This window comes from Microbacterium aurantiacum, from assembly GCF_040532595.1.
Taxonomy (GTDB): Bacteria; Actinomycetota; Actinomycetes; order Actinomycetales; family Microbacteriaceae; genus Microbacterium; species Microbacterium chocolatum_B.
Map to the genome: position 1 here is coordinate 2,461,960 of NZ_JBEVYX010000001.1, position 21,891 is coordinate 2,483,850.

The window sequence follows — 21,891 nt, forward strand, 5'->3', positions numbered from 1 at the left end:
GGCCCCGCCGTCGTGTTCGATTCCGTCGCCGCACTGATCCAGGAGCACCAGGCCGTCCAGGTCGAGCTCTCGGATCCCGCGGTGCACGCGGACGCCGCGCGGGCGAAGCGGGTCAATCGGCGCTACGCCGAGCTGTCACGGATCGTCGCGGCCCACGACGCGTGGGTCGCGGCATCCGATGACCTCGCCGCGGCGCAGGAGCTCGCCAAGGAGGACGCCGCCTTCGCCGACGAGGTCCCCGGAATGCAGGCGCGCGTCGCCGAGGCGCAGGAGAAGCTCCGCCGGCTCCTCATCCCGCGGGATCCGGACGACGCCCGCGACGTGATCATGGAGATCAAGCAGGGGGAGGGGGGCGCCGAGAGCGCCCTGTTCGCTGCGGACCTGTTGCGGATGTACATCCAGTACGCCACCGCGCAGGGCTGGAAGACCGAGCTGCTCGAACGCAACGAGTCCGATCTCGGCGGCTACAAGGACGTCCAGGTCGCCATCAAAGGCTCCTCCAGCGACCCCGCCCAGGGGGTCTGGGCCCATCTGAAGTACGAGGGCGGTGTGCACCGCGTCCAGCGCGTGCCGGCCACCGAGTCGCAGGGCCGCATCCACACCTCCACCACCGGTGTCCTCGTCTTCCCCGAGGTCGACGAGCCCGAGGAGGTCCAGATCGATCAGAACGATCTGAAGATCGACGTCTTCCGCTCCTCCGGTCCCGGGGGGCAGTCGGTGAACACGACCGACTCGGCGGTGCGGATCACCCATGTGCCGACGGGCATCGTCGTGTCCATGCAGAACGAGAAGTCGCAGCTGCAGAACCGCGAGGCCGGCATGCGCGTGCTCCGCGCCCGCCTGCTGGCGCGGCAGCAGGAGGAGCGCGACGCGCTGGCCGCCGACGCGCGCAAGTCGCAGATCCGCGGTATGGATCGCTCGGAGCGCATCCGCACGTACAACTTCCCCGAGAACCGCATCGCCGACCATCGCACCGGCTACAAGGCGTACAACCTCGACCAGGTCATGGACGGCGCTCTCGGTCCGATCATCGAATCGGCGATCGCCGCCGACGAGGAAGCGCGTCTGGCCGCCCTCGGCACCGACGCCTGACGGCGCGGAAGAGGCGGTGCACGGGCACGGGCACGGGCTATCCTGAGCCCGTGATCACGTTCCTCATCCGCGCCTTCATCTTCGTGGCGTCGGCTGCTCTCGGCCTCATCGTCGCCGACCTCCTCCTGCCGGGCTTCCGGATCGACTGGTCGAACTGGTGGGGCTTCGTCCTCGCGATCGTGATCTTCGCCACCCTCCAGAGCGTGCTGAGTCCGTGGATCGCCACGGTCGCACGCCGCAACGCGCCCGCGCTCCTCGGCGGGATCGGCATCTTCTCGACGCTCATCGCCCTGGTGATCGTGGTGCTCATCCCGGGAGCCGGCCTCACGATCGGCCAGCCGTTCCTGCTCACATGGGTGCTGGCCCCAGTGATCGTGTGGCTGGTCACGGCGCTGGCGACCCTGTTCCTGCCGATGCTGCTGCTGAAGAGGCGCCTCGAGGAGCGTCGCGAGAAGAAGGCCGGCGCCGCCTCCTGATCCGCGCGCTGCGGGTCAGATGATGTACTCGGGCGCCGCGAGGAGGGCGCGGGTGTCCTCGCCGACCTTCCGAGGACGCGCTTTGGCGGGCACGCCCACCAGGACGCTGTCCGCGGGTGCATCGCGGGTGACCACGGCGTTCGCGCCGACCGCGCTTCCCGCCCCGATCGAGATGGGACCGAGGATCTTCGCACCGGCGCCGACGGCGACCCCGTCGCCGAGCGTGGGATGCCGCTTCCCGCTGTCGCGGGTTCGGCCGCCGAGCGTCACCCCGTGGTAGAGCATGACGTCGTCGCCGACCTCGGCGGTCTCGCCGATGACGACCCCCATGCCGTGGTCGATGAAGAACCGGCGTCCGATGCGCGCGCCGGGGTGGATCTCGATCCCGGTGAGCCACCGGGTGACCTGCGACCCGGCGCGGGCGACGAAGCGAGCACGCCGACGCCACAGGGCGTGCCACACGCGGTGGGCCCATACGGCGTGGAGCCCGGGGTACAGGAGGGCGATCTCGAGCGATCCCCGGGCGGCGGGATCGCGCAGCTTGGCCGCGGCGAGGTCCTCGCGGATGCCGGAGAGGGCCCGGACGACCACCCGGCGGAGGCCAGGTCGAGCGGCGCTCACGCGCTCGCCTCCGGCTCGCGCAGGTGGGCGTAGAGCGCGGTCGAGAGGTAGCGTTCGCCGCTGTCGGGGACGATCACGACGATGCGGGATCCTCGTGCCTCGGGCCGGGCGGCGATCTGCAGCGCCGCCCACACGGCGGCGCCCGCGGACATCCCGGCGAGGATCCCTTCGCGGGTGCCGAGGTCGCGGGCGACGTCGATCGCGTCGTCGAAGCCCACGGTCATCACCTCATCGATCACGGAGCGGTCCAGCACCTCGGGAACGAAGTTCGGACCGATGCCCTGGATCCGATGGCCGCCCGCGCGCCCCTCGCTCAGCATGGGGGAGTCGGCCGGTTCCACCGCGACGACCTTCAGTCCGGGCGACCGCTCCTTCAGGGCCTGCCCGACACCGGTCAGCGTGCCGCCGGTGCCCGGTCCGGCGACGAAGTAGTCCAGGCGGCCGTCGGTGTCCCGCCAGATCTCCTCGGCGGTCGTGCGGCGGTGGATCTCGGGATTCGCCGGGCTCTCGAACTGTCGCGCCAGGATCGCGCCGGGCGTTTCGGCCACGATGCGCCGGGCGGTCTCGACCGCCTCCGTCATGCCCTTGTGCGGGTTGGTCAGGACCAGTTCCGCGCCGTAGGCCTTCAGGAGCGTCCGTCGTTCCTTCGACATGGACGCGGGCATGGTGAGGATCACCCGGTAGCCGCGCGCCGCGCCGGCGAGCGCCAGAGCGATGCCGGTGTTCCCGCTGGTGGACTCCACGATCGTCCCACCGGGACGGAGCTCGCCGGAGGCCTCCGCCGCGTCGAGCAGCGCGATGCCCAGACGGCATTTCACGCTCCGGCCGGGGTTGTAGAACTCCAGCTTCGTCACGACCTCGGCATCCAGGCCCTCTGTGAGCCGGTTGAGCCGGACCAGGGGCGTGCCTCCGAAGGCTGTGGTGATGTCGTCGTGGATGCGCGGGGGGATCTCGACCGGCGCTGCCGGCGCGGTCATCCCTCGCGGAGGTCTTCGAACAGCGCCGTGGAGAGGTACCGCTCGCCGAAGGAGGGGATGATGACGACGATGTTCTTTCCGGCGGCCTCGGGGCGGGCGGCGATCTGCAGCGCCGCCCACACGGCCGCGCCGGAGGAGATGCCCACGAGGATGCCGTCCTTGGTGCCGACCGCACGGGCGGTGGAGATGGCGTCGTCGAACGCGACGTCGAAGACCTCGTCGATGACATCGCGGTCGAGGATTCCGGGGATGAAGTTGGGGCCGATGCCCTGGATCTTGTGAGGGCCGGGCGTCCCGGTGGTCAGCAGGGGCGAGTCCGCCGGCTCGACCGCGACGACCTTCGCACCGGGGACGCGTTCCTTCAGCACCTGGCCGACGCCGGTGATGGTGCCGCCGGTGCCGATGCCGGCGACGAAGTAGTCGACCTTCCCCTCGGTGTCGCGCAGGATCTCCTCCGCGGTGGTGCGGCGGTGGATCTCGGGGTTCGCCTCGTTCTCGAACTGACGGGCGAGCACAGCGCCGGGGATGTCGGCGACCAGCTCCTCGGCCTTGGCGACGGCGCCCTTCATGCCCTGCGCGGGCTCGGTGAGGACGAGCTCGGCGCCGTATCCCTTGAGCAGGAGCCGCCGTTCCATCGACATCGACGCGGGCATCGCCAGCACCACGCGGTAGCCGCGGGCCGCGCCCACCATCGCCAGAGCGATGCCGGTGTTGCCGCTGGTCGCCTCGACGATGGTCCCGCCCGGCTGCAGCTGGCCGGACGCCTCGGCGGCGTCGACGATCGCGACGCCGAGACGGTCCTTGACGCTGGAGGCCGGGTTGTAGAACTCGAGCTTCGCGAGGATGGTGCCGGGCAGGCCCTCGGCGACACGGTTCAGGCGCACCAGGGGCGTGTTCCCGAACGCGCTGGTGATATCGGAGTGGATGCCGGTCATCTTCGGGCCCCTTCAGAGTCGGTCGTGACAACTGTTCCAGCGTAGGCGACCGGCCTGGGAGGGGGATCTGCCCGCTCGCAATGTGACGCCCCGCGCGGTCTATCGTGGAATCCGCCATGACCAGCCCCGCCCCAGCGTCCGTTCCCCCCGTCGTCCCTCTCGCCGTCGAGCTGGATGCCGCCACGGCGGCGCTCGCTCGGACCGGCATCGAGGACCCGCGCGTGGACGCCGAGCTCCTCGCCGCCCACGTGCTGGGCGTCGGCCGCGGCGAGCTGCAGGCGCGGCTGATCACGGGCGGCGCGATCGACGACGAGCGTCGCGAGGAGCTTCGCCGCGCGATCGAGCGGCGGGCCACCCGTGAGCCGCTGCAGCACATCACCGGCGTCGCCGGGTTCCGTCACCTCGAGCTCCGCGTGGGGCCGGGGGTCTTCGTCCCGCGCCCGGAGACCGAGATCGTCGCCCAGATCGCCATCGACGCCCTCGTGGCCTCGGCGACTCCGGAGCCCATCGCCGTCGACCTCGGCACCGGCAGCGGCGCGATCGCCCTCTCCCTGGCCACCGAGGTGCCGCACGCCCGCGTCCACGCCGCCGAGAACTCCGTCGACGCCTTCCTCTGGACGCGGGAGAACTTCGACCGGGTCGCCGCTCCGAACGCGCGTCTGGCCTTCATCGACCTCGCCGAGGCGTTCCCGGAGTTGGACGGCACCGTCTCCGTCGTCGTGTCCAATCCGCCCTACGTGCCCGACGGTGCCGTTCCGCGCGACCCCGAGGTCCGCCTGTACGATCCGCCCGCGGCGCTCTACGGCGGAGCCGACGGCCTGGACGTCGTGCGGGTCCTCAGCGAGGTGGGGCTGCGCCTGCTCCATCCCGGAGGGACGCTCGTCCTCGAGCACGGCGAGTGGCAGGGCGAGCCGATCCGAGCCCTCCTCACCGCCGCCGGATGGCGCTCCGCCGCCACCCACCCCGACCTCACCCTGCGCGACCGCGCCACCACGGCCGTCCGCCCCTGACCCGCGGCGCATCCCGACGCGGCCCCCGTCCCGGAGTGCACCGACACGGCTCGCGCGTCCGCGCGCCGTAGAATGTGCGGGTTATGTCCCCGATCTACGACTGCCGGAGCGAGGCCGATCTCCTCGCCGGACTCCGCGAAGCCCGCCGTGCCCTCGGTCGCGGAGAGCTCGTGGTGATCCCCACCGACACCGTCTACGGCGTCGCCGCCGACGCCTTCTCCCCGCAGGCGGTCACGCGCCTGCTCGAGGCCAAGGGGCGCGGACGTCAGTCACCTCCGCCCGTGCTCGTCGCGGGCGTCGCCACGCTCCGCGCGCTGGTCTCGGAGATCCCCGAGCCGGTGGAACGGCTCGTCGAGGAGTTCTGGCCGGGCGGGCTGACCATCGTCCTCCCGGCGCAGCCGTCGCTGTCCTGGGACCTGGGTGACACGAAGGGCACCGTCGCGGTGCGGATGCCCGCGCACCGCATCGCCCTCGAGGTCCTGGAGGACGTCGGGCCCCTCGCGGTCTCCAGTGCCAACCTCACCGGAAAGGCCGCCGCCGTCACCGCCGGCGACGCCGAGGCGATGCTGGGCGAGAGCGTACGGGTCTACCTCGACGACGGATCGTCGAAGGACGGCGTGGCCTCGACGATCGTGGACGCCACGTCGCTGGTGACCGGGTACGACGGTGAGCCGGTGGTGCGTGTGCTCCGTGACGGCGCGGTGTCGCGCGAACAGCTGCGCGGGGTGCTCGGAGACCTGCTGGAGCCCGACCCCGATCCCGAGGACGCGGACTCCGCGTGAAGCAGTACGTCTTCACGATCCTCTTCACGGCAGCGGTGACCTTCGCCCTCTCGTGGGGGGTCTGGCGACTCAGTCTCAAGTACAAGCTCTATCCCGGCATCCGGGAGCGGGACGTGCACACCACCCCGACCCCGCGGCTCGGGGGAGTGGCCATGTTCCTCGGCGTGGTCGCGGCCTTCCTGGTGTCGTCGCAGCATCCGTTCTTCTCGCTGTTCTGGGTCAACCCGGGGCCGGTGTGGGCCATTCTCGGCGCGACGGCGCTCATCGTCGTCGTCGGCGTCGCCGACGACCTGTGGGACCTGGACTGGATGATCAAGCTCGGCGCCCAGTTCCTCGCCGCCGGGGTCATCGCGTGGTTCGGCGAGCTGCAGATCTACTCGCTCCCCATCGGAGGACTCGCCGTCGGATCGAGCTGGGTCAGCTTCACCCTGACCGTCCTGTCGATCGTGATCGTCATGAACGCGGTGAACTTCATCGACGGCCTCGACGGGCTGGTGGCGGGCGTCGCCCTCATCGCCAACGGCATCTTCTTCGCGTACTCGTACCTGCTCGTACGCGACACCGGGGCGAGCACGTACTTCAACCTCGCCTCGTTCATCGCCGCCGTGCTGATCGGCGCCTGTATCGGATTCCTGCCGATGAACTGGAGCCCCGCGCGCCTGTTCATGGGGGATTCCGGCGCGCTCATGCTCGGCCTCCTCATGGCGTGCTCCGCGATCGCCATCACCGGCAGCCTCGACCCCGCCATCGTGGGCGACAACGACGAGTTCGGCCGGTCACAGCTCCTCGGAGCCTTCATCCCGATCCTGCTTCCGATCGTCGTCGTCCTCCTCCCGCTGCTGGATTTCGGACTCGCCGTCGTCCGGCGCATGCGCGCGGGCAAGTCGCCCTTCTCGCCCGACCGCAAGCATCTCCACCATCGGATGCTGGACATGGGGCACACCGACCGCGACGCGGTGCTGATCTTCTACGCCTGGACCGCGGTGGTGAGCTTCGCCGTCCTGCTGATGTACATCGGCACCTCGGCGGAGTGGCCGGGCGACTACCTGCTCGGCGTCCTCTTCGGCGTCGTCGGGATCGCCGCCTGCCTCTTCCTGACCTTCCTGCCCTCGCGGCGCGGCGGGGTGCCCGCCGACCCGTTCGAACCCGACCCTCGCGACAGCGATACCCACTTGGAGGACGCCCGATGAGCGCCAGCCCCGTGTCCAGCAACCCGATCCTCCGGGTCACCCTTCTCGCCGGAGGAGCGGTCGGGCTCGTCGTCATCGTCCTCGCCACGCTCATCGGGTGGTGGGCCGCGGGCGGCGAGGGCGCGGCCAGCGGTGCGATCGGAGCGGCCGTGGGCATGATCTTCCCGGCGCTCACCGCGGTCAGCATCCTGGTGGCCAACCGGTGGTTCGGCTCTCCCGCCTACCTCCAGATCTTCTTCGGCGTCGTCCTCGGCGGGTGGCTGGTGAAGTTCATCCTCGTCATCGTCGCCTTCCTGGTGCTGGCGCAGGTCGAATGGCTGGTGGACATCGTGTTCTATCTGTCGCTCGTCGTCGCCGCGGTGGCGTCCCTGGTGGTCGATCTGGTGGTCATGAGCCGCATGCGACTGCCCGGCGTCTCCGACATCACCCTGCCCGGGGAGTAGGCCGTGCACACGGGAGTCCCGCGTGCCTGGTAGGCTCTAAGCATTCCTGCGGCTGGTGTGCAGCGGTGACGCTGAGGCCCCGCGAGATGATCTCTTCTCATTCCACCGCGTTGGCATGCTCAGCGCGAGAAGCTGGAGCCAATCCGTTGACTCAAGCGAGCACGATCGTGTCTGCGGCAGATAACCAATTCTCCCCGCCCTCGATCTCCGACTTCTTCCCGCCGGCGCTGCTGTTCGAAGGCACCCCCTTCGCGTTCACGCGCATCAGCATGATCCAGCTCATCGCCACGGCGGTGCTGGTGCTCATCCTGGTGCTCGGGACACGGCGCATGAGCGTGGTGCCCGGCCGCTTCCAGAGCGTGATCGAGTTCGCGTTCGGGTTCGTACGCGAGCAGGTGGCCTTCCAGGTCCTCGGCGAGAAGGACGGCCGCCGGTTCCTCCCGATCCTGACGGCGATGTTCTTCGGCATCCTGTTCTTCAACCTCACCGGCGTCATCCCGTTCGCGAACATTCCGGGAACCTCCGTCGCCGGAGCGCCGCTGGTGCTGGCTCTGACGGCGTACGTGCTGTTCATCTATGCCGGCATCCGCCGGCACGGGGTGCCCCGCTTCCTGAAGAATTCGCTCGTTCCCTCGGGCGTCCCCATCTACCTGCTGCCGATCATCGCGGTCGTCGAGCTGATCTCGACCTTCATCGCGCGTCCGGTCTCGCTGTTCCTCCGACTGCTGCTGAACATGATGGTCGGGCACCTGATGCTCGTGCTGTTCTTCTCGGCGACGCAGTTCTTCCTCCTCAGTGGCGGCTGGCTCATGCCGCTCGCCGGTGGCACGCTCGCCCTCGGCTTCGCCTTCACGCTGTTCGAGATCTTCGTCTCGCTGCTGCAGGCCTACGTCTTCACCATCCTCACCGCCGTGTACATCCAGCTCGCCGTGGCGGAAGAGCACTGACGAGTAGCTGACCGGCTACTCGACCTACGAAAGGAAATCCTCAGTGGACGCAACGACTGTTCTCGCGCAGATCACCGGCAACATCGCGACCGTGGGCTACGGCCTCGCCGCCATCGGCCCGGCCATCGGCCTCGGCATCATGATCGGCAAGACGATCGAATCCACCGCTCGTCAGCCGGAGCTCGCCGGTCGCCTCCAGACCACGATGTTCATCGGTGTCGCCTTCATCGAGATCCTCGCGCTCATCGGCATCGCGACGCCGTTCATCTTCAACGCACTTTGATCCCGGTTCGCCCGTAGGAGTAAGGAGACAGGATGCTGAAGCCTCTTGTCGCGATCGCCGCCGACGAGTACGGAGGGGGAAACCCCCTGCTGCCCGCGGTGTACGACATCATCTGGTCGGGGGTGTGCTTCGTCATCATCCTCCTCGTGGTGATGTTCGTCGCCCTCCCGCGGCTGAACAAGGTGCTCGACGCCCGTAGCGCCGCCATCGAGGGCAACATCGCCAAGGCCGACGAGGCGCAGCGACAGGCCGAGGCCGCGCTGGAGGAGTACACCGCGCAGCTCGCCGCCGCCCGCAAGGAAGCCGGAGAGATCCGCGACGCCGCCCGCGAGGACGGCAAGAAGATCCTCGCCGAGGCGAAGGACGCCGCCTCCACCGAGGCCGCGCGTCTGACCGCATCCGCGCACGCGCAGATCGAAGCCGAGCGTCAGACCGCTCTGGTGTCGCTGCGGAGCGAGGTGGGCACGCTCGCCCTGGATCTCGCCGGCGGTGTCATCGGCGAGACCCTCTCCGACGACGCGAAGGCGCACGCCGTGGTCGACCGGTTCCTGGCCGACCTCGAGGCCTCCGAAGGGGCGAAGGCGTAATGGGCAGCGCGACCACTCAGGCCCTCGCGGCGACGACGCGGGCGCTGGACTCCGCGTCGGACGTCGACCTCGGCGTGGCCGGTGAGCTCTTCGCCGTCGCTCGCGCCGTGGGCGACTCGTCGCAGCTGAGCGGCGCGCTGGCCGACTCCGCCGCCGCCCCGGCCGCTCGCCGGAAGGTCGTCCAGGACGTCTTCGGTCGTGCGGTCTCCCCGGCGACGCTCGGGCTCCTGGGCGCCGCGGTCGATCAGCGCTGGTCCTCCTCCGACGATCTGGTCGAGGGGATCGAAGAGCTGGCGATCCGCGCCGCCGCCCGTGCCGATGGTGCCTCCGATGTCGAGGACGAGCTGTTCCGCTTCTCCCGTACGGTCGCCGCGAACCCCGAGCTCGAGCTCGCGCTCGGCAGCCGCCGCGGCGACGACGCGGCCAAGGGCACTCTGGTGTCCTCTCTACTGAACGGTCGCGCGAGCGCGGCCACCGTGCTGATCGCGTCGTCGCTCGTCCAGCAGCCGCGCGAGCGCCGCGTGCGCCGCCTCCTCTCCTGGGCGATGCGCCTCGTCGCCGACCAGCGCGGACGCACGGTGGCGACGGTGTTCACCGCCGTGCCGCTCAGCGACGCGCAGCGCAGCCGCCTGGCCGCCACGCTCTCGACGCGCTACGGCACGCAGGTGTCCGTCAACGCGGTCGTGGACCCGGATGTCGTCGGGGGGCTGCGCGTGCAGATCGCCGACGACGTCATCGACGCCAGCGTGGCATCGCGCCTGGCCGACCTCCGTCAGCGACTGGCCGGCTGAGACAAGACTTCCCGCATCAGGCGGAGATTTCGGGGCCGAGGCCCCACGAACGAAGGAAGACAATGGCAGAACTCTCTATCAGCCCCGACGTCATCCGTGACGCGCTGAAGGACTTCGTCGCCGCCTACGAGCCCACGGGCGCCGCGGCCAACGAGGTCGGCACCGTCATCGACGCCGCCGACGGCATCGCCCACGTCGAGGGTCTCCCCGGCGTGATGGCGAACGAGCTGGTGCTCTTCGCGGACGGCACCCAGGGCCTCGCGCTGAACCTCGACGAGCACGAGATCGGTGTCGTCGTCCTCGGCGACTTCTCCGGCATCGAGGCCGGTCAGCAGGTCACGCGCACCGGCGAGGTCCTGTCCGTTCCGGTCGGCGACGGCTACCTCGGCCGTGTCGTCGACCCGCTGGGTAACCCCATCGACGGTCTCGGCGAGGTCGCAGCGAGCGGCCGCCGTGCCCTCGAGCTCCAGGCGCCCGGCGTCATGCAGCGCAAGAGCGTGCACGAGCCGATGCAGACGGGCATCAAGGCCATCGACGCGATGATCCCGATCGGGCGCGGACAGCGCCAGCTCATCATCGGCGACCGTCAGACCGGCAAGACCGCGATCGCGATCGACACCATCATCAACCAGAAGGCCAACTGGGACTCGGGCGACGCCACCAAGCAGGTGCGCTGCGTCTACGTCGCGATCGGTCAGAAGGGCTCCACGATCGCTGCCGTCAAGGGCGCGCTCGAGGACGCGGGTGCGATGGAGTACACCACCATCGTCGCCGCCCCGGCGTCCGACCCGGCCGGCTTCAAGTACCTCGCGCCCTACACCGGCTCCGCGATCGGTCAGCACTGGATGTACGACGGCAAGCACGTCCTCATCATCTTCGACGACCTGTCGAAGCAGGCCGAGGCCTATCGCGCCGTCTCCCTCCTCCTGCGTCGTCCGCCGGGCCGCGAGGCCTACCCCGGTGACGTCTTCTACCTGCACTCCCGTCTGCTCGAGCGTTGCGCGAAGCTGTCGGACGAGCTCGGTGCCGGATCGATGACGGGTCTGCCCATCATCGAGACGAAGGCGAACGACGTCTCGGCCTACATCCCCACCAACGTCATCTCGATCACCGACGGTCAGATCTTCCTGCAGTCCGACCTCTTCAACGCCAACCAGCGTCCCGCAGTCGACGTGGGCATCTCGGTCTCGCGTGTCGGTGGCGACGCCCAGGTGAAGTCCATCAAGAAGGTCTCCGGAACGCTGAAGCTGGAGCTCGCGCAGTACCGGTCCCTCGAGGCGTTCGCGATGTTCGCGAGCGATCTGGATGCCGCATCCCGGCGCCAGCTGGCCCGCGGTGCGCGTCTGACCGAGCTGCTCAAGCAGCCGCAGTACTCGCCGTACCCGGTGGAGGAGCAGGTCGTCTCGATCTGGGCCGGCACGAACGGCAAGCTCGACTCGATCGAGGTCGAGGACGTGCTGTCGTTCGAGCGCGAGCTGCTGGACTACCTCCGTCGCAACACCACGGTGCTCGACGACCTCCGCGCCTCGAACGTGCTCGACGACGCGATCCTGGCCGAGCTCGAGCGAAAGACCGACGAGTTCGTCCTCGAGTTCCGCTCGGGCAAGGGGCAGGCGATCGGCAAGCCGGGTCACGAGGAGGTCGCCGCCGCCGAGGCCGCCGACGTCAACCAGGAGAAGATCGTCAAGGGCCGCCGCTGAGGCGGACGAGGACACAGACATGGGCGCACAACTGCGGGTCTACAAGCAGAAGATCGCTTCTGCTCAGACGACCAAGAAGATCACCAAGGCGATGGAGCTCATCGCCGCCTCGCGCATCCAGAAGGCGATGGCGCGAGTGCGCGCGTCCTCGCCGTTCGCGACGGCGGTGACGCGTGCCGTCTCGGCGGTCGCGACGTACTCCGACGTCGACCACCCGCTGACGGTGGAGCGGGAGAACATCCGGCGCTCGGCCGTGGTGATCTTCACCTCCGACCGGGGCCTGGCGGGCGCGTTCAACTCGCAGATCCTGCGAGAGGGACTGGAACTCGCTGAGCTCCTGCGTCAGCAGGGCAAGGAGCCGGTCTTCTACCTCGTGGGCCGCAAGGCCGTCGGGTACTTCCAGTTCCGTCGCATGGCGGCCGCGGCCGAGTGGACGGGTGACACCGACACCCCGCACTTCCACACGGCCGAGGAGATCGCGGCCAGCCTCCTCGACGCGTACACGCGCGGCGGCGAGGACGCCGGGGTCGACGAGATCCACCTCGTGTACAACCGCTTCGTCAGCATGATGACCCAGTCGCCGGAGCAGGTCCGCCTGCTGCCGCTCGAAGTGGTCGAGGCCGACGACAGCGCGTCGTCGCAGGTCTACCCGCTGTACGAGTTCGAGCCCGATCCCGAAGTCGTCCTGGACGCCCTCCTCCCCGTGTACATCCAGAGCCGCGTGTTCAACGCCCTCCTGCAGTCGTCGGCCGCGAAGCACGCTGCGACGCAGAAGGCGATGAAGTCGGCCAGTGACAACGCCGACAAGCTCATCACCGACTACACGCGCCTCCGCAACAACGCCCGTCAGGCCGAGATCACCCAGCAGATCGCCGAGATCGTCGGCGGCGCCGACGCCCTGGGCTCCGGCAAGTGACCTCCGCGCACACAGACCACACCGAAAGAGAAGAAGCCATGAGCCTCACCGCTGAGAAGACGGAAGCCCCGGCCGTCGGCCGCGTCGCCCGTGTCACCGGTCCCGTCGTGGACATCGAGTTCCCGCACGACGGGATCCCCGAGATCTACAACGCCCTGAAGACCACCATCACCATCGGTGACACCTCCACAGAGATCACCCTCGAGGTCGCCCAGCACCTGGGCGATGACCTGGTGCGTGCGATCGCCCTGAAGCCGACCGACGGTATCGTCCGCGGTCAGGAGGTGCGCGACACCGGCGCGCAGATCACCGTTCCCGTGGGCGACGTGACCAAGGGCAAGGTGTTCAACGTCACCGGCGAGATCCTCAACGCGGCACCCGGCGAGACCGTCGAGATCACCGAGCGCTGGCCGATCCACCGTCAGGCGCCGAACTTCGATCAGCTCGAGTCGAAGACCGAGATGTTCGAGACCGGCATCAAGTCGATCGATCTCCTCACCCCGTACGTGCAGGGTGGGAAGATCGGACTCTTCGGCGGTGCCGGTGTCGGCAAGACCGTCCTCATCCAGGAGATGATCCAGCGCGTCGCGCAGGATCACGGCGGTGTGTCGGTGTTCGCCGGTGTCGGCGAGCGCACCCGTGAGGGCAACGACCTCATCGGCGAGATGGAGGAGGCGGGCGTCTTCGACAAGACCGCGCTCGTGTTCGGCCAGATGGACGAGCCGCCGGGAACGCGTCTGCGCGTCGCCCTGTCGGCGCTGACGATGGCGGAGTACTTCCGCGACGTGCAGAAGCAGGACGTGCTGCTCTTCATCGACAACATCTTCCGCTTCACCCAGGCCGGCTCCGAGGTGTCGACGCTCCTCGGCCGCATGCCGTCCGCGGTGGGGTACCAGCCCAACCTCGCGGACGAGATGGGTGTGCTCCAGGAGCGCATCACCTCGACGCGCGGTCACTCGATCACCTCGCTGCAGGCGATCTACGTCCCCGCCGACGACTACACCGACCCCGCGCCGGCGACCACCTTCGCGCACCTCGACGCGACCACCGAGCTCTCGCGAGAGATCGCATCGAAGGGTCTGTACCCCGCGATCGACCCGCTGACCTCGACCAGCCGCATCCTCGACCCGCGCTACATCGGCGAGGACCACTACCGCGTGGCCACGGCCGTGAAGCAGATCCTGCAGAAGAACAAGGAACTCCAGGAGATCATCGCGATCCTGGGTGTCGACGAGCTCTCCGAAGAGGACAAGATCGTCGTGTCGCGCGCGCGCCGCATCCAGCAGTTCCTCTCGCAGAACACCTACATGGCGAAGAAGTTCACCGGCGTCGAGGGCTCCACGGTCCCGATCAAGGAGACCATCGAGTCGTTCGACGCGATCGTCAAGGGCGACTTCGACCACGTCGCCGAGCAGGCCTTCTTCAACGTCGGCGGCATCGGCGACGTCGAGGCCAAGTGGGCGCAGATCCAGAAGGAGAACGCCTGATCATGCCGCTGAAGGTGAGTCTCGTCTCCGCCGACGCGGAGGTCTGGACGGGGGAGGCCTCGCTCGTCGTCGCCAAGACCGTCGAGGGAGAGATCGGCTTCATGCCCGGTCACGAGCCCGTCCTCGCGATCCTCGCCGAGGGACAGGTGCGCATCACGCAGAGCTCGGGATCGAAGATCATCGCCAATGCGCAGGACGGCTTCCTCTCGATGGAGGGCGACCAGCTCACCATCGTCGCCGGAAACGCCGCGCTGATCTCCTGATCGCCTCGCGCACACGTCGCGACGAACCGGCCGAGCCCCTACCGGGTGCTCGGCCGGTTCGTCATTCGCCCTCGACCCCACGGTTGCCATGCTGATCCTCCTGCCCCCCTCCGAGACCAAGCGCCCGGGTGGGACGGGCGTGCCCATGCATCCCGCGGCGTGGGTGCATCCCGGACTGAATTCGCAGCGCGCCGTCGTGGCGGAGGCGCTCGTGGCGCTGTCGGCGGATCCCGAGCGCGCGGCGAAGGTCCTCGGCCTCGGACCGCGCCATCTCGACGACATCCGTCGGAACGCCGAGCTGGCGACGGCTGCGACCATGCCCGCGGTGGACCGCTACACCGGTGTGCTCTTCGACGCGCTCGGCGCGGCGACGCTGCCCGCCGCCGCACGGCGGTGGCTCGCGGCGCACGTTCACATCCATTCGGCGCCGTTCGGACCCGTCGGTGCTCTCGATGCCATCCCCGCCTACCGACTCGGTGCGGCCGTGTCGCTCCCGGGGCTTCCTTCATCGAAGCGCATGTGGGCGGATGCCGTCTCCCAGGCCCTCGAGGAGGCAGCCCCCGACTTCGTCCTCGACCTCCGATCCCAGGCGTATGTCGCACTCGGGCCCATCCCGGCAGACGTGCCCTCCGCGTACGTGCGCGTGGTCTCCGAGGGGGCGGACGGTGTGGTGCGGGCGCTGAACCACTTCAACAAACGGACGAAGGGCGAACTCGTGCGCGACCTCGCGCAGACGCGGCCGCGCATCCGCTCGCGCGGGGGCTTCCTCGCCTGGGCGGCGGATGCGGGCTGGGACGCGCGTGACGACGCGAGCGGTGAGATCCTTCTCGGCGCGCGCACCACGGCCGACTGATCCGGACATCCGCGCGCGTCATGTTCTGTGACGCGTGCCCGCTCACCGCTAGCATGTGGCGTGCGGGGCCGGGGGCCTCGACGGCGTGGTACGCCGACCGACGTTCTTGGGAGGACGCTCATGGATCCATACGGCAACGACGGGGGCGTGCTCGCCCTCTACGCCGCGTTCGCAGTGGTCTGGTTCATCATCGCGATCGCCGGTTACGTCATCACTTCGTTCTTCCTCATGAAGATCTTCGACAAGGCGGGCGTGCAAGGGAAGTGGCGCGCGTGGGTACCCGTCTACAACACCATGGTGTTCTTCAAGCTCGGTGACCTGAGCCCGTGGCTCATCCTCATCGCGTTCGGCGCGTCCATTCTGCTCGGATGGATACCGGTCATCGGTCAGCTCGTGATCCTGGCGACCTTCCTGCTCTCGCTCATGGCCGCCTGGCGCGTGGGGCTGAAGCTGCAGAAGGAAGCGGTCTGGCTGATCCTCTACTTCTTCCTCAGCATCGTGTGGCTCGGCATCAACGCCTTCGACAAGTCTCGCTGGAACACCGCCATCCCCGCGGCCCCGTGGGCGAACAACGGCTTCCTCTCCGACAAGACCACGTGGGCCGGCATCCCCGCCCAGGCGCCCGCCGGGGGGTACCCCGCGAACCCCGCGACGACCGGCTACGCACCGCCGCCCGCCCCGCAGGGCCCGCCGGCCGGCTACACCCCGCCCGCAGCTCCGCCGACCGCCCCGCCGGCCGGGCCCCCCGCCGGCGGCCAGCCGCCGTCGACGCAGCCTCCGGCGCCCGGCCAGCCGCCCCAGGCCTGATCGCCGACGAAGCCCCCGGATCCGCACGGATCCGGGGGCTTCGTCCTCCGGTGTCCGCGCGGAGGTCTAGCGTGAAGGAATGACTTCTCCGCTCCCGCACCGGCGCCTGGGCGCCTCCGGCCTCCTCGTCTCGGTCGTCGGGCTCGGCTGCAACAACTTCGGCCGCCCCGGAACGCAGACCGAGACGCTCGAGGGCACACGCGCGGTCCTGGACGCCGCGCTCGCATCGGGGGTCACCTTCCTCGACACGGCCGACATGTACGGCGGCGAGCCGGGACTGTCCGAGACGCTGATGGGCCACGCGCTGCGCGGGCGTCGCGACGAGGTCGTCCTCGCGACGAAGTTCGGTCACAGCGGGCGCGACATGGGATACGGGGTGTCGGCGGGGAAGGCGTCGCGTTCCTACGTCCGGCGCGCGGTCGAGGGCTCGCTCACCCGTCTGCAGACGGACTGGATCGACCTGTACCAGCTGCACACCCCCGATCCCCGCACGCCGATCGAGGAGACCCTCGACGTCCTCGGCGATCTCGTGCGCGAGGGGAAGATCCGCTATCTCGGCCACTCCAACCTCGCGGGGTGGCAGATCGCGGATGCCGCGCACGTCGCCGAGCGGCGGGGGAGTGTGCCGTTCGTCTCCGCCCAGAACCACTACAGCCTCCTCGCGCGCGCCGCCGAGCGCGAGGTTCTGCCCGCCGTCGAGCGGTTCGGACTGGGCTTCCTGCCCTACTTCCCGCTCCACAACGGCCTCCTCGCGGGAGGGTTCACGCGCGATCACGCCCCGGAGGACTCGCGGATCATGCGGCAGCGCCCGCACATCTGGCGGGACGCGCCGTGGGAGGCGCTGGAGGCCCTCGACGCGTTCTGCACCGAGCGGGGGATCACGATGCTCGAGGCGACCTACGGATGGCTGCTGTCCCGAGGGGCCCTCTCCAGCGTGATCGCCGGCGCCACCCGCCCCGAGCAGGTGCGGGCGAACGCGGAGGCGGGGGCGGCGTGGAGCCCCGGTCCGGCGGACGTCGCGACCATCGACGCGCTCTTCCCTCTTCCCGAAGACCCCGGCGCGCGGGTCTGAGGCCGACCGAAGGAGACACGATGCTCGGGAGACTCCTGGTGCGGTACCTCCGGCCCGCGTGGCCGCTCATCGTCGCCGTCGTGGTGTTCCAGCTGGCGCAGTCCATCGCCGCACTGCTTCTGCCCACCCTCAACGCCGAGATCATCGATCGGGGCGTCGTCGTCGGCGACATCCCCGTCATCTGGTCGACCGGCCTGGTGATGCTCGGGGTGACGGGGGTCCAGATCGTCTGCGCGATCATCGCGGTGTACTTCGGCTCGCGCCTGGCGATGGGACTCGGCCGGGATCTCCGCGGCGACCTGTTCCACCGCGTGGTGGCGTTCTCGCAGCGGGAGGTGGGCAGATTCGGGCCGGCGTCACTCATCACGCGCAACACCAACGACGTCCAGCAGGTGCAGATGCTGGTGCAGACGGCGTCCACGCTCATGGTCTCGGCCCCGATGCTCGCCATCGGCGGGGTCATCATGGCGATCCGGCTGGACCCCGGCCTGTCCTGGCTGATGGCGGTGTCCATCCCGGTGCTCATCGTCGCGGTGGTGCTCATCGTGGTGCGGATGGTCCCCGCCTTCACCGTGATGCAGAAGCGCATCGACCGCATCAACCAGATCATGCGCGAGCAGCTGACCGGCATCCGCGTCGTCCGCGCATTCGTGCGCGAACGCGAGGAGACCGCACGGTTCACCGCGGCCAGCGACGATGTGCAGGAGGCGGCGCTGCGCGCAGGCAACCTCATGGCGCTGATGTTCCCGGTCGTGATGCTGGTGCTGAACGCCTCCAGCGTCGCGGTCATCTGGTTCGGCGCCTTCCAGATCCAGCAGGGAGACGCGCAGATCGGCACGCTGTTCGCGTTCCTCACCTACCTCATGCAGATCCTCATGGGCGTCATGATGGCCACCTTCATGTTCGTGATGATCCCGCGCGCGGCGGTCTCCGGCGCGCGCATCGGCGAGGTGCTCGACACGTCGCCGTCCGTCGTGGTCGCCGAACGCCCGGCGCCGATGACCCCTGCTCGGGGGCTCATCGAGTTCGACGGTGTGGACTTCTCCTATCCCGGTGCCGAGGACCCCGTTCTGCGCGGGATCTCGTTCTCGGTGGAGCCCGGGACGACGACGGCCGTCGTCGGTTCCACGGGCGCGGGCAAGACGACTCTCATCGGTCTCGTCCCGCGTCTGTTCGATGTGACGGCGGGGTGCGTCCGCGTCGACGGAGTCGACGTCCGCGATGTCGATCCCGATGCTCTGTGGGAGCGGATCGGACTCGTCCAGCAGCGCGCCTTCCTCTTCTCCGGCACGGTGCGCTCCAACCTCCTCTACGGGGATGCGGACGCCGGAGACGACGAGTTGTGGCGGGCGCTCGAGATCGCGCAGGCCCGCGAGTTCGTCGAGGCGTTCCCGGAGGGCCTCGACGCCCCGATCGCGCAGGGCGGCTCGAACGTCTCGGGCGGTCAGCGTCAGCGACTCGCGATCGCGCGCGCCCTGGTCAAGCGTCCGCCGATCTACATCTTCGACGACTCGTTCTCGGCCCTCGATCTGCGGACGGATGCCGCCCTCCGGACCGCGCTCGACGCGCATCTCCCCGACGCCACCCGACTGGTCGTCGCGCAGCGGGTGTCGACCATCCGCCACGCCGACCAGATCGTGGTCCTCGACCACGGAGCGATCGTCGGGATCGGAACCCACGACGCGCTCGTGGCGGACAACGACACCTATCGCGAGATCGTCGATTCCCAGCTGTCGGCGGAGGCCTCGGCGTGAGCGGCGCCCAGCCTGGGCGGGCGCCGGCGCGCGGCCCCTTCGGCGGTCCCATGGCGCGAGGCGCGGCACCGGTCGAGAAGGCGCGCAGCTTCGGGCCGAGCGCGCGACGGCTCCTCGGGACCCTCCGTCCCGAGCGGGCGGGGCTCATCTCGGTGGTCGTGTTCGGCATCCTGTCGGTGGGACTCACGGTGCTGGGCCCGAAGCTTCTCGGCGACGGCACCAACATCGTCTTCGCCGGCTTCATCTCCCTGCAGTTCCCCGCCGGGACGAGTGAGCAAGAGGTCGTGGACTCCCTCGTCGCCTCCGGGCAGCAGGAGCAGGCCGACATGCTCGCCGCGATGAGCTTCACCCCGGGCGCGGGTGTCGACTTCGCCGCCCTCGGCTCGATTCTGCTCCTGGTGCTGGCCGTCTACACTTTCGGCAGCGTCTTCGCGTGGCTGCAGGCGCGCCTGCTCAACGGCATCGTCCAGCGGTCCATGCACCGGCTCCGGATGCAGGTCGAGGACAAGGTCCACCGGCTGCCGCTGCGCACCTTCGATCGGATGCAGCGCGGCGAGCTGCTCAGCCGCGTGACGAACGACGTCGACAACATCGGGCAGAGCATGCAGCAGACGGTCTCGCAGGTCGTCACGTCGCTGCTCACCGTCATCGGCGTGATGGTGATGATGTTCGTCATCTCGCCGCTGCTGGCGATGATCGCCCTCGTGACGATCCCGCTGACGATCGGGATCACGGTGCTGGTCGCCCGGCGCTCGCAGCGCCTGTTCGCCGCGCAGTGGAAGAACACCGGCATCCTGAACGCACGCGTCGAGGAGACTTTCTCGGGTCACGCGGTGGTGAAGGTCTTCGGGCGCCAGAAGGCCGTCGAGGCCGACTTCCGCTCCGAGAACGACGACCTGTACCGCGCGAGCTTCGGTGCGCAGTTCGTGTCCGGCATCATCATGCCGTCGATGATGTTCATCGGGAACCTCGTCTACGTCGCCATCGCCGTGGTGGGCGGTCTGCAGGTCGCGGGCGGTGCGCTGTCCATCGGTGCGGTGCAGGCGTTCATCCAGTATTCGCGGCAGTTCACGCAGCCCCTCAGCCAGCTCGGTTCGATGGCCAACCTGCTGCAGTCCGGCGTCGCGAGCGCGGAGCGGGTCTTCGAGTTCCTCGACGAGGAGGAGGAGACCCCCGACGACGCCGCGGCCCCGACCCTGCCGCCCGAGGCCGGTCGACTGGCGTTCGAGGACGTGTCCTTCCGGTACGTCGCCGACGTCCCGCTGATCCAGGACCTCTCGCTCGTCGCCGAGGCCGGCGGAACGGTCGCGATCGTCGGACCGACGGGCGCGGGGAAGACCACGCTGGTCAACCTCGTGATGCGCTTCTACGACGTCGACGCCGGACGGATCACGCTCGAGACGGCCCCGGGGGAGGGGGTCGACATCCGGCGGATGTCGCGGGCGGACCTCCGTCGTCGCACCGGGATGGTCCTGCAGGACACGTGGCTGTTCGCCGGGACCATCCGCGAGAACATCGCGTACGGCCGGCCCGACGCCTCCGAGGAGGACATCCTCGCGGCCGCGCGGGCCGCGTACGTCGATCGCTTCGTCCACGCCCTGCCCGAGGGATACGACACGGTCCTCGACGACGACGCCACGAACCTGTCCGCGGGGGAGCGGCAGCTCGTCACGATCGCCCGCGCGTTCCTGGCCGATCCGCGTCTGCTGATCCTCGACGAGGCGACCTCGTCGGTCGACACGCGCACCGAACTGCTCATCCAGCGCGCGATGTCCCGGCTGCGCGCCGATCGCACGTCGTTCGTGATCGCCCATCGCCTCTCCACCATCCGAGACGCCGACCTCATCCTGGTCATGGAGGCGGGAGCAATCGTCGAGCAGGGGACGCACGACACCCTCCTGCGTGCCGGCGGGGCCTACCGTCGCCTGTACGACGCGCAGTTCGAAGCGGCTCCCGACGCGGACGCGGGCGTCGATGCGGTCGAGGAGGAGGCACTCGCGGCAGCCCCGACCGAGGGGGAGAGGCCTTGACCCCTTAGGATGTGAGGACGCCGTGAACGCCGGATCGCGGCGAACCGGCTCGCGGAGAGGAACTGAGCGTGCTCGATGTCTCGACCCGCTCGCGGACCGTGCGTGTCCCGGGTGGTGAACTTCACCTGTCCTGGGCGGCGATGACCCACACCGGGCGTCGCCGCGAGGTGAACCAGGATGCCGTCTTCGCGGAGTATCCGCTCTTCGTCGTCGCGGACGGGATGGGCGGCCACGTCGGCGGCGAGATCGCCAGCGCGAGTGCCATCACCCGTCTGCACGAGACGGTCGACGCCGGGACGGTCTCGCCGAAGACCATCGAGAAGGCGCTCGCTCGGGCCGTGAAGGACATCGCCTCCCACCCCGAGGCCACCGACGAGGGCACCGGGACGACCGTGACCGGCGTCTATCTCGAGACCACCGGTGACGAGGCGCACTGGGTCACCCTCAACATCGGGGATTCCCGGGTCTACCTTCTGCGCGATGACGCCATCGTGCAGATCACCACCGATCACTCCGTGGTGCAGGAGCTCATCGCCGCCGGTCGGCTGAGCCCCGAGGAAGCGGAGAACCACCCCTACGGCAATGTGATCACGCGCGCGGTGGGCCCGAGCGACGGCGTCGTCCCGGACTACGTGCGCCTGGACGTGGTACCGGGCGACCGCTTCGTCATCTGCTCGGACGGACTCACCAAGGAGCTCACCGACTACGGCATCCGGCATTTCCTGGTGGAGAACGCCGACCCCGCCGCGGCGGTGTCGGCGATGATGGACGCCGCCCTCGAGAACGGCGGGCGCGACAACATCACCATCGTCGTCCTCGACGTCGCCCCCTCCTCCCCAGCCGCCGACTGACCCCGTCTGTCCACAGACCGGTCG

At 69.4% G+C, this 21,891-nt stretch carries 23 protein-coding genes; 20 read left to right on the forward strand and 3 right to left on the reverse strand.

The genetic code is table 11. The features are described 5' to 3' along the window. Positions 1-12 precede the first annotated feature (12 nt). Together prfA and ABXJ56_RS11490 are read left to right on the forward strand one after the other, a co-directional pair. A complete protein-coding gene (gene prfA / locus ABXJ56_RS11485; RefSeq protein WP_353999792.1) occupies positions 13-1,092 on the forward strand; it encodes a peptide chain release factor 1 in 1,080 nt (359 codons plus the stop codon). 50 nt (positions 1,093-1,142) lie between these two features. After that, on the forward strand, positions 1,143-1,568 hold the full coding sequence (locus ABXJ56_RS11490) for a hypothetical protein (protein WP_353999793.1): 426 nt from the start codon (positions 1,143-1,145) through the stop codon (positions 1,566-1,568). Positions 1,569-1,583: 15 nt separating this feature from the next. Here the strand turns inward: ABXJ56_RS11490 and epsC are convergent, their stop codons facing one another. The 3 genes from epsC to cysK (ABXJ56_RS11505) are packed head-to-tail and all read right to left on the reverse strand — an operon-like array spanning position 1,584 to position 4,101. After that, positions 1,584-2,189: a serine O-acetyltransferase EpsC gene (gene epsC, locus ABXJ56_RS11495; protein ID WP_353999794.1), complete on the reverse strand. Its 606-nt coding sequence runs from the start codon at positions 2,187-2,189 to the stop codon at positions 1,584-1,586. Then, a complete protein-coding gene (cysK, locus tag ABXJ56_RS11500; protein ID WP_353999795.1) occupies positions 2,186-3,166 on the reverse strand; it encodes a cysteine synthase A in 981 nt (326 codons plus the stop codon). The genes epsC and cysK (ABXJ56_RS11500) overlap by 4 nt, the downstream gene beginning before the upstream one ends. Then, complete coding sequence (gene cysK / locus ABXJ56_RS11505) at positions 3,163-4,101, reverse strand: cysteine synthase A (RefSeq protein ID WP_353999796.1); 939 nt, start codon at positions 4,099-4,101, stop codon at positions 3,163-3,165. Before cysK (ABXJ56_RS11505) ends, cysK (ABXJ56_RS11500) begins: the two co-directional genes overlap by 4 nt. Positions 4,102-4,217: 116 nt before the next feature. Between cysK (ABXJ56_RS11505) and prmC the strand changes: the two genes are divergently transcribed. From prmC to ABXJ56_RS11595, 18 genes are all read left to right on the forward strand, one after another. Further along, positions 4,218-5,111, forward strand: a complete 894-nt coding sequence (prmC, locus tag ABXJ56_RS11510) for a peptide chain release factor N(5)-glutamine methyltransferase (protein ID WP_353999797.1) — start codon at positions 4,218-4,220, stop codon at positions 5,109-5,111. A gap of 83 nt (positions 5,112-5,194) precedes the next feature. After that, on the forward strand, positions 5,195-5,893 hold the full coding sequence (locus ABXJ56_RS11515) for an L-threonylcarbamoyladenylate synthase (RefSeq protein ID WP_353999798.1): 699 nt from the start codon (positions 5,195-5,197) through the stop codon (positions 5,891-5,893). Then, positions 5,890-7,083, forward strand: coding sequence for an MraY family glycosyltransferase (locus ABXJ56_RS11520; RefSeq protein ID WP_353999799.1), 1,194 nt, complete (start codon positions 5,890-5,892; stop codon positions 7,081-7,083). The genes ABXJ56_RS11515 and ABXJ56_RS11520 overlap by 4 nt, the downstream gene beginning before the upstream one ends. Further along, the gene (locus ABXJ56_RS11525) at positions 7,080-7,526 is read left to right on the forward strand and encodes a hypothetical protein (RefSeq protein ID WP_353999800.1); all 447 of its coding nucleotides are present in this window, start codon (positions 7,080-7,082) and stop codon (positions 7,524-7,526) included. Before ABXJ56_RS11520 ends, ABXJ56_RS11525 begins: the two co-directional genes overlap by 4 nt. A gap of 167 nt (positions 7,527-7,693) precedes the next feature. Then, positions 7,694-8,473 (forward strand): F0F1 ATP synthase subunit A, encoded by a 780-nt coding sequence (gene atpB / locus ABXJ56_RS11530; protein WP_353999801.1) that lies wholly within the window; start codon positions 7,694-7,696, stop codon positions 8,471-8,473. 43 nt (positions 8,474-8,516) lie between these two features. Then, complete coding sequence (atpE, locus tag ABXJ56_RS11535) at positions 8,517-8,756, forward strand: F0F1 ATP synthase subunit C (protein WP_053547626.1); 240 nt, start codon at positions 8,517-8,519, stop codon at positions 8,754-8,756. A gap of 32 nt (positions 8,757-8,788) precedes the next feature. Next, the gene (locus tag ABXJ56_RS11540) at positions 8,789-9,343 is read left to right on the forward strand and encodes a F0F1 ATP synthase subunit B (protein ID WP_353999802.1); all 555 of its coding nucleotides are present in this window, start codon (positions 8,789-8,791) and stop codon (positions 9,341-9,343) included. Beyond that, positions 9,343-10,134, forward strand: coding sequence for a F0F1 ATP synthase subunit delta (locus tag ABXJ56_RS11545; protein WP_353999803.1), 792 nt, complete (start codon positions 9,343-9,345; stop codon positions 10,132-10,134). Before ABXJ56_RS11540 ends, ABXJ56_RS11545 begins: the two co-directional genes overlap by 1 nt. 62 nt (positions 10,135-10,196) lie before the next feature. Further along, entirely contained in the window at positions 10,197-11,834 is a 1,638-nt protein-coding gene (gene atpA, locus ABXJ56_RS11550) for a F0F1 ATP synthase subunit alpha (RefSeq protein WP_353999804.1), read from the forward strand. A gap of 19 nt (positions 11,835-11,853) precedes the next feature. Then, positions 11,854-12,750 (forward strand): F0F1 ATP synthase subunit gamma, encoded by an 897-nt coding sequence (locus ABXJ56_RS11555; protein ID WP_353999805.1) that lies wholly within the window; start codon positions 11,854-11,856, stop codon positions 12,748-12,750. Between the two features lie 38 nt (positions 12,751-12,788). Further along, positions 12,789-14,237 carry a F0F1 ATP synthase subunit beta gene (atpD, locus tag ABXJ56_RS11560; RefSeq protein ID WP_353999806.1) on the forward strand — a complete coding sequence of 483 codons (1,449 nt, stop codon included), beginning with the start codon at positions 12,789-12,791 and terminating at the stop codon, positions 14,235-14,237. A 2-nt stretch (positions 14,238-14,239) separates the two neighbouring features. Continuing rightward, a complete protein-coding gene (locus ABXJ56_RS11565; protein WP_053547620.1) occupies positions 14,240-14,500 on the forward strand; it encodes a F0F1 ATP synthase subunit epsilon in 261 nt (86 codons plus the stop codon). Positions 14,501-14,588: 88 nt separating this feature from the next. Then, entirely contained in the window at positions 14,589-15,353 is a 765-nt protein-coding gene (locus tag ABXJ56_RS11570; protein WP_353999807.1) for a YaaA family protein, read from the forward strand. Between the two features lie 120 nt (positions 15,354-15,473). After that, positions 15,474-16,160, forward strand: coding sequence for a large exoprotein (locus ABXJ56_RS11575; RefSeq protein WP_353999808.1), 687 nt, complete (start codon positions 15,474-15,476; stop codon positions 16,158-16,160). A 79-nt stretch (positions 16,161-16,239) separates the two neighbouring features. Then, entirely contained in the window at positions 16,240-17,232 is a 993-nt protein-coding gene (locus ABXJ56_RS11580; RefSeq protein WP_353999809.1) for an aldo/keto reductase, read from the forward strand. 20 nt (positions 17,233-17,252) lie between these two features. Beyond that, a complete protein-coding gene (locus ABXJ56_RS11585; RefSeq protein WP_353999810.1) occupies positions 17,253-18,986 on the forward strand; it encodes an ABC transporter ATP-binding protein in 1,734 nt (577 codons plus the stop codon). A 50-nt stretch (positions 18,987-19,036) separates the two neighbouring features. Further along, positions 19,037-21,016 carry an ABC transporter ATP-binding protein gene (locus ABXJ56_RS11590; protein ID WP_353999811.1) on the forward strand — a complete coding sequence of 660 codons (1,980 nt, stop codon included), beginning with the start codon at positions 19,037-19,039 and terminating at the stop codon, positions 21,014-21,016. Positions 21,017-21,084: 68 nt separating this feature from the next. Next, positions 21,085-21,867 (forward strand): PP2C family protein-serine/threonine phosphatase, encoded by a 783-nt coding sequence (locus tag ABXJ56_RS11595; protein ID WP_353999812.1) that lies wholly within the window; start codon positions 21,085-21,087, stop codon positions 21,865-21,867. The last annotated feature ends 24 nt before the right edge of the window (positions 21,868-21,891 follow it).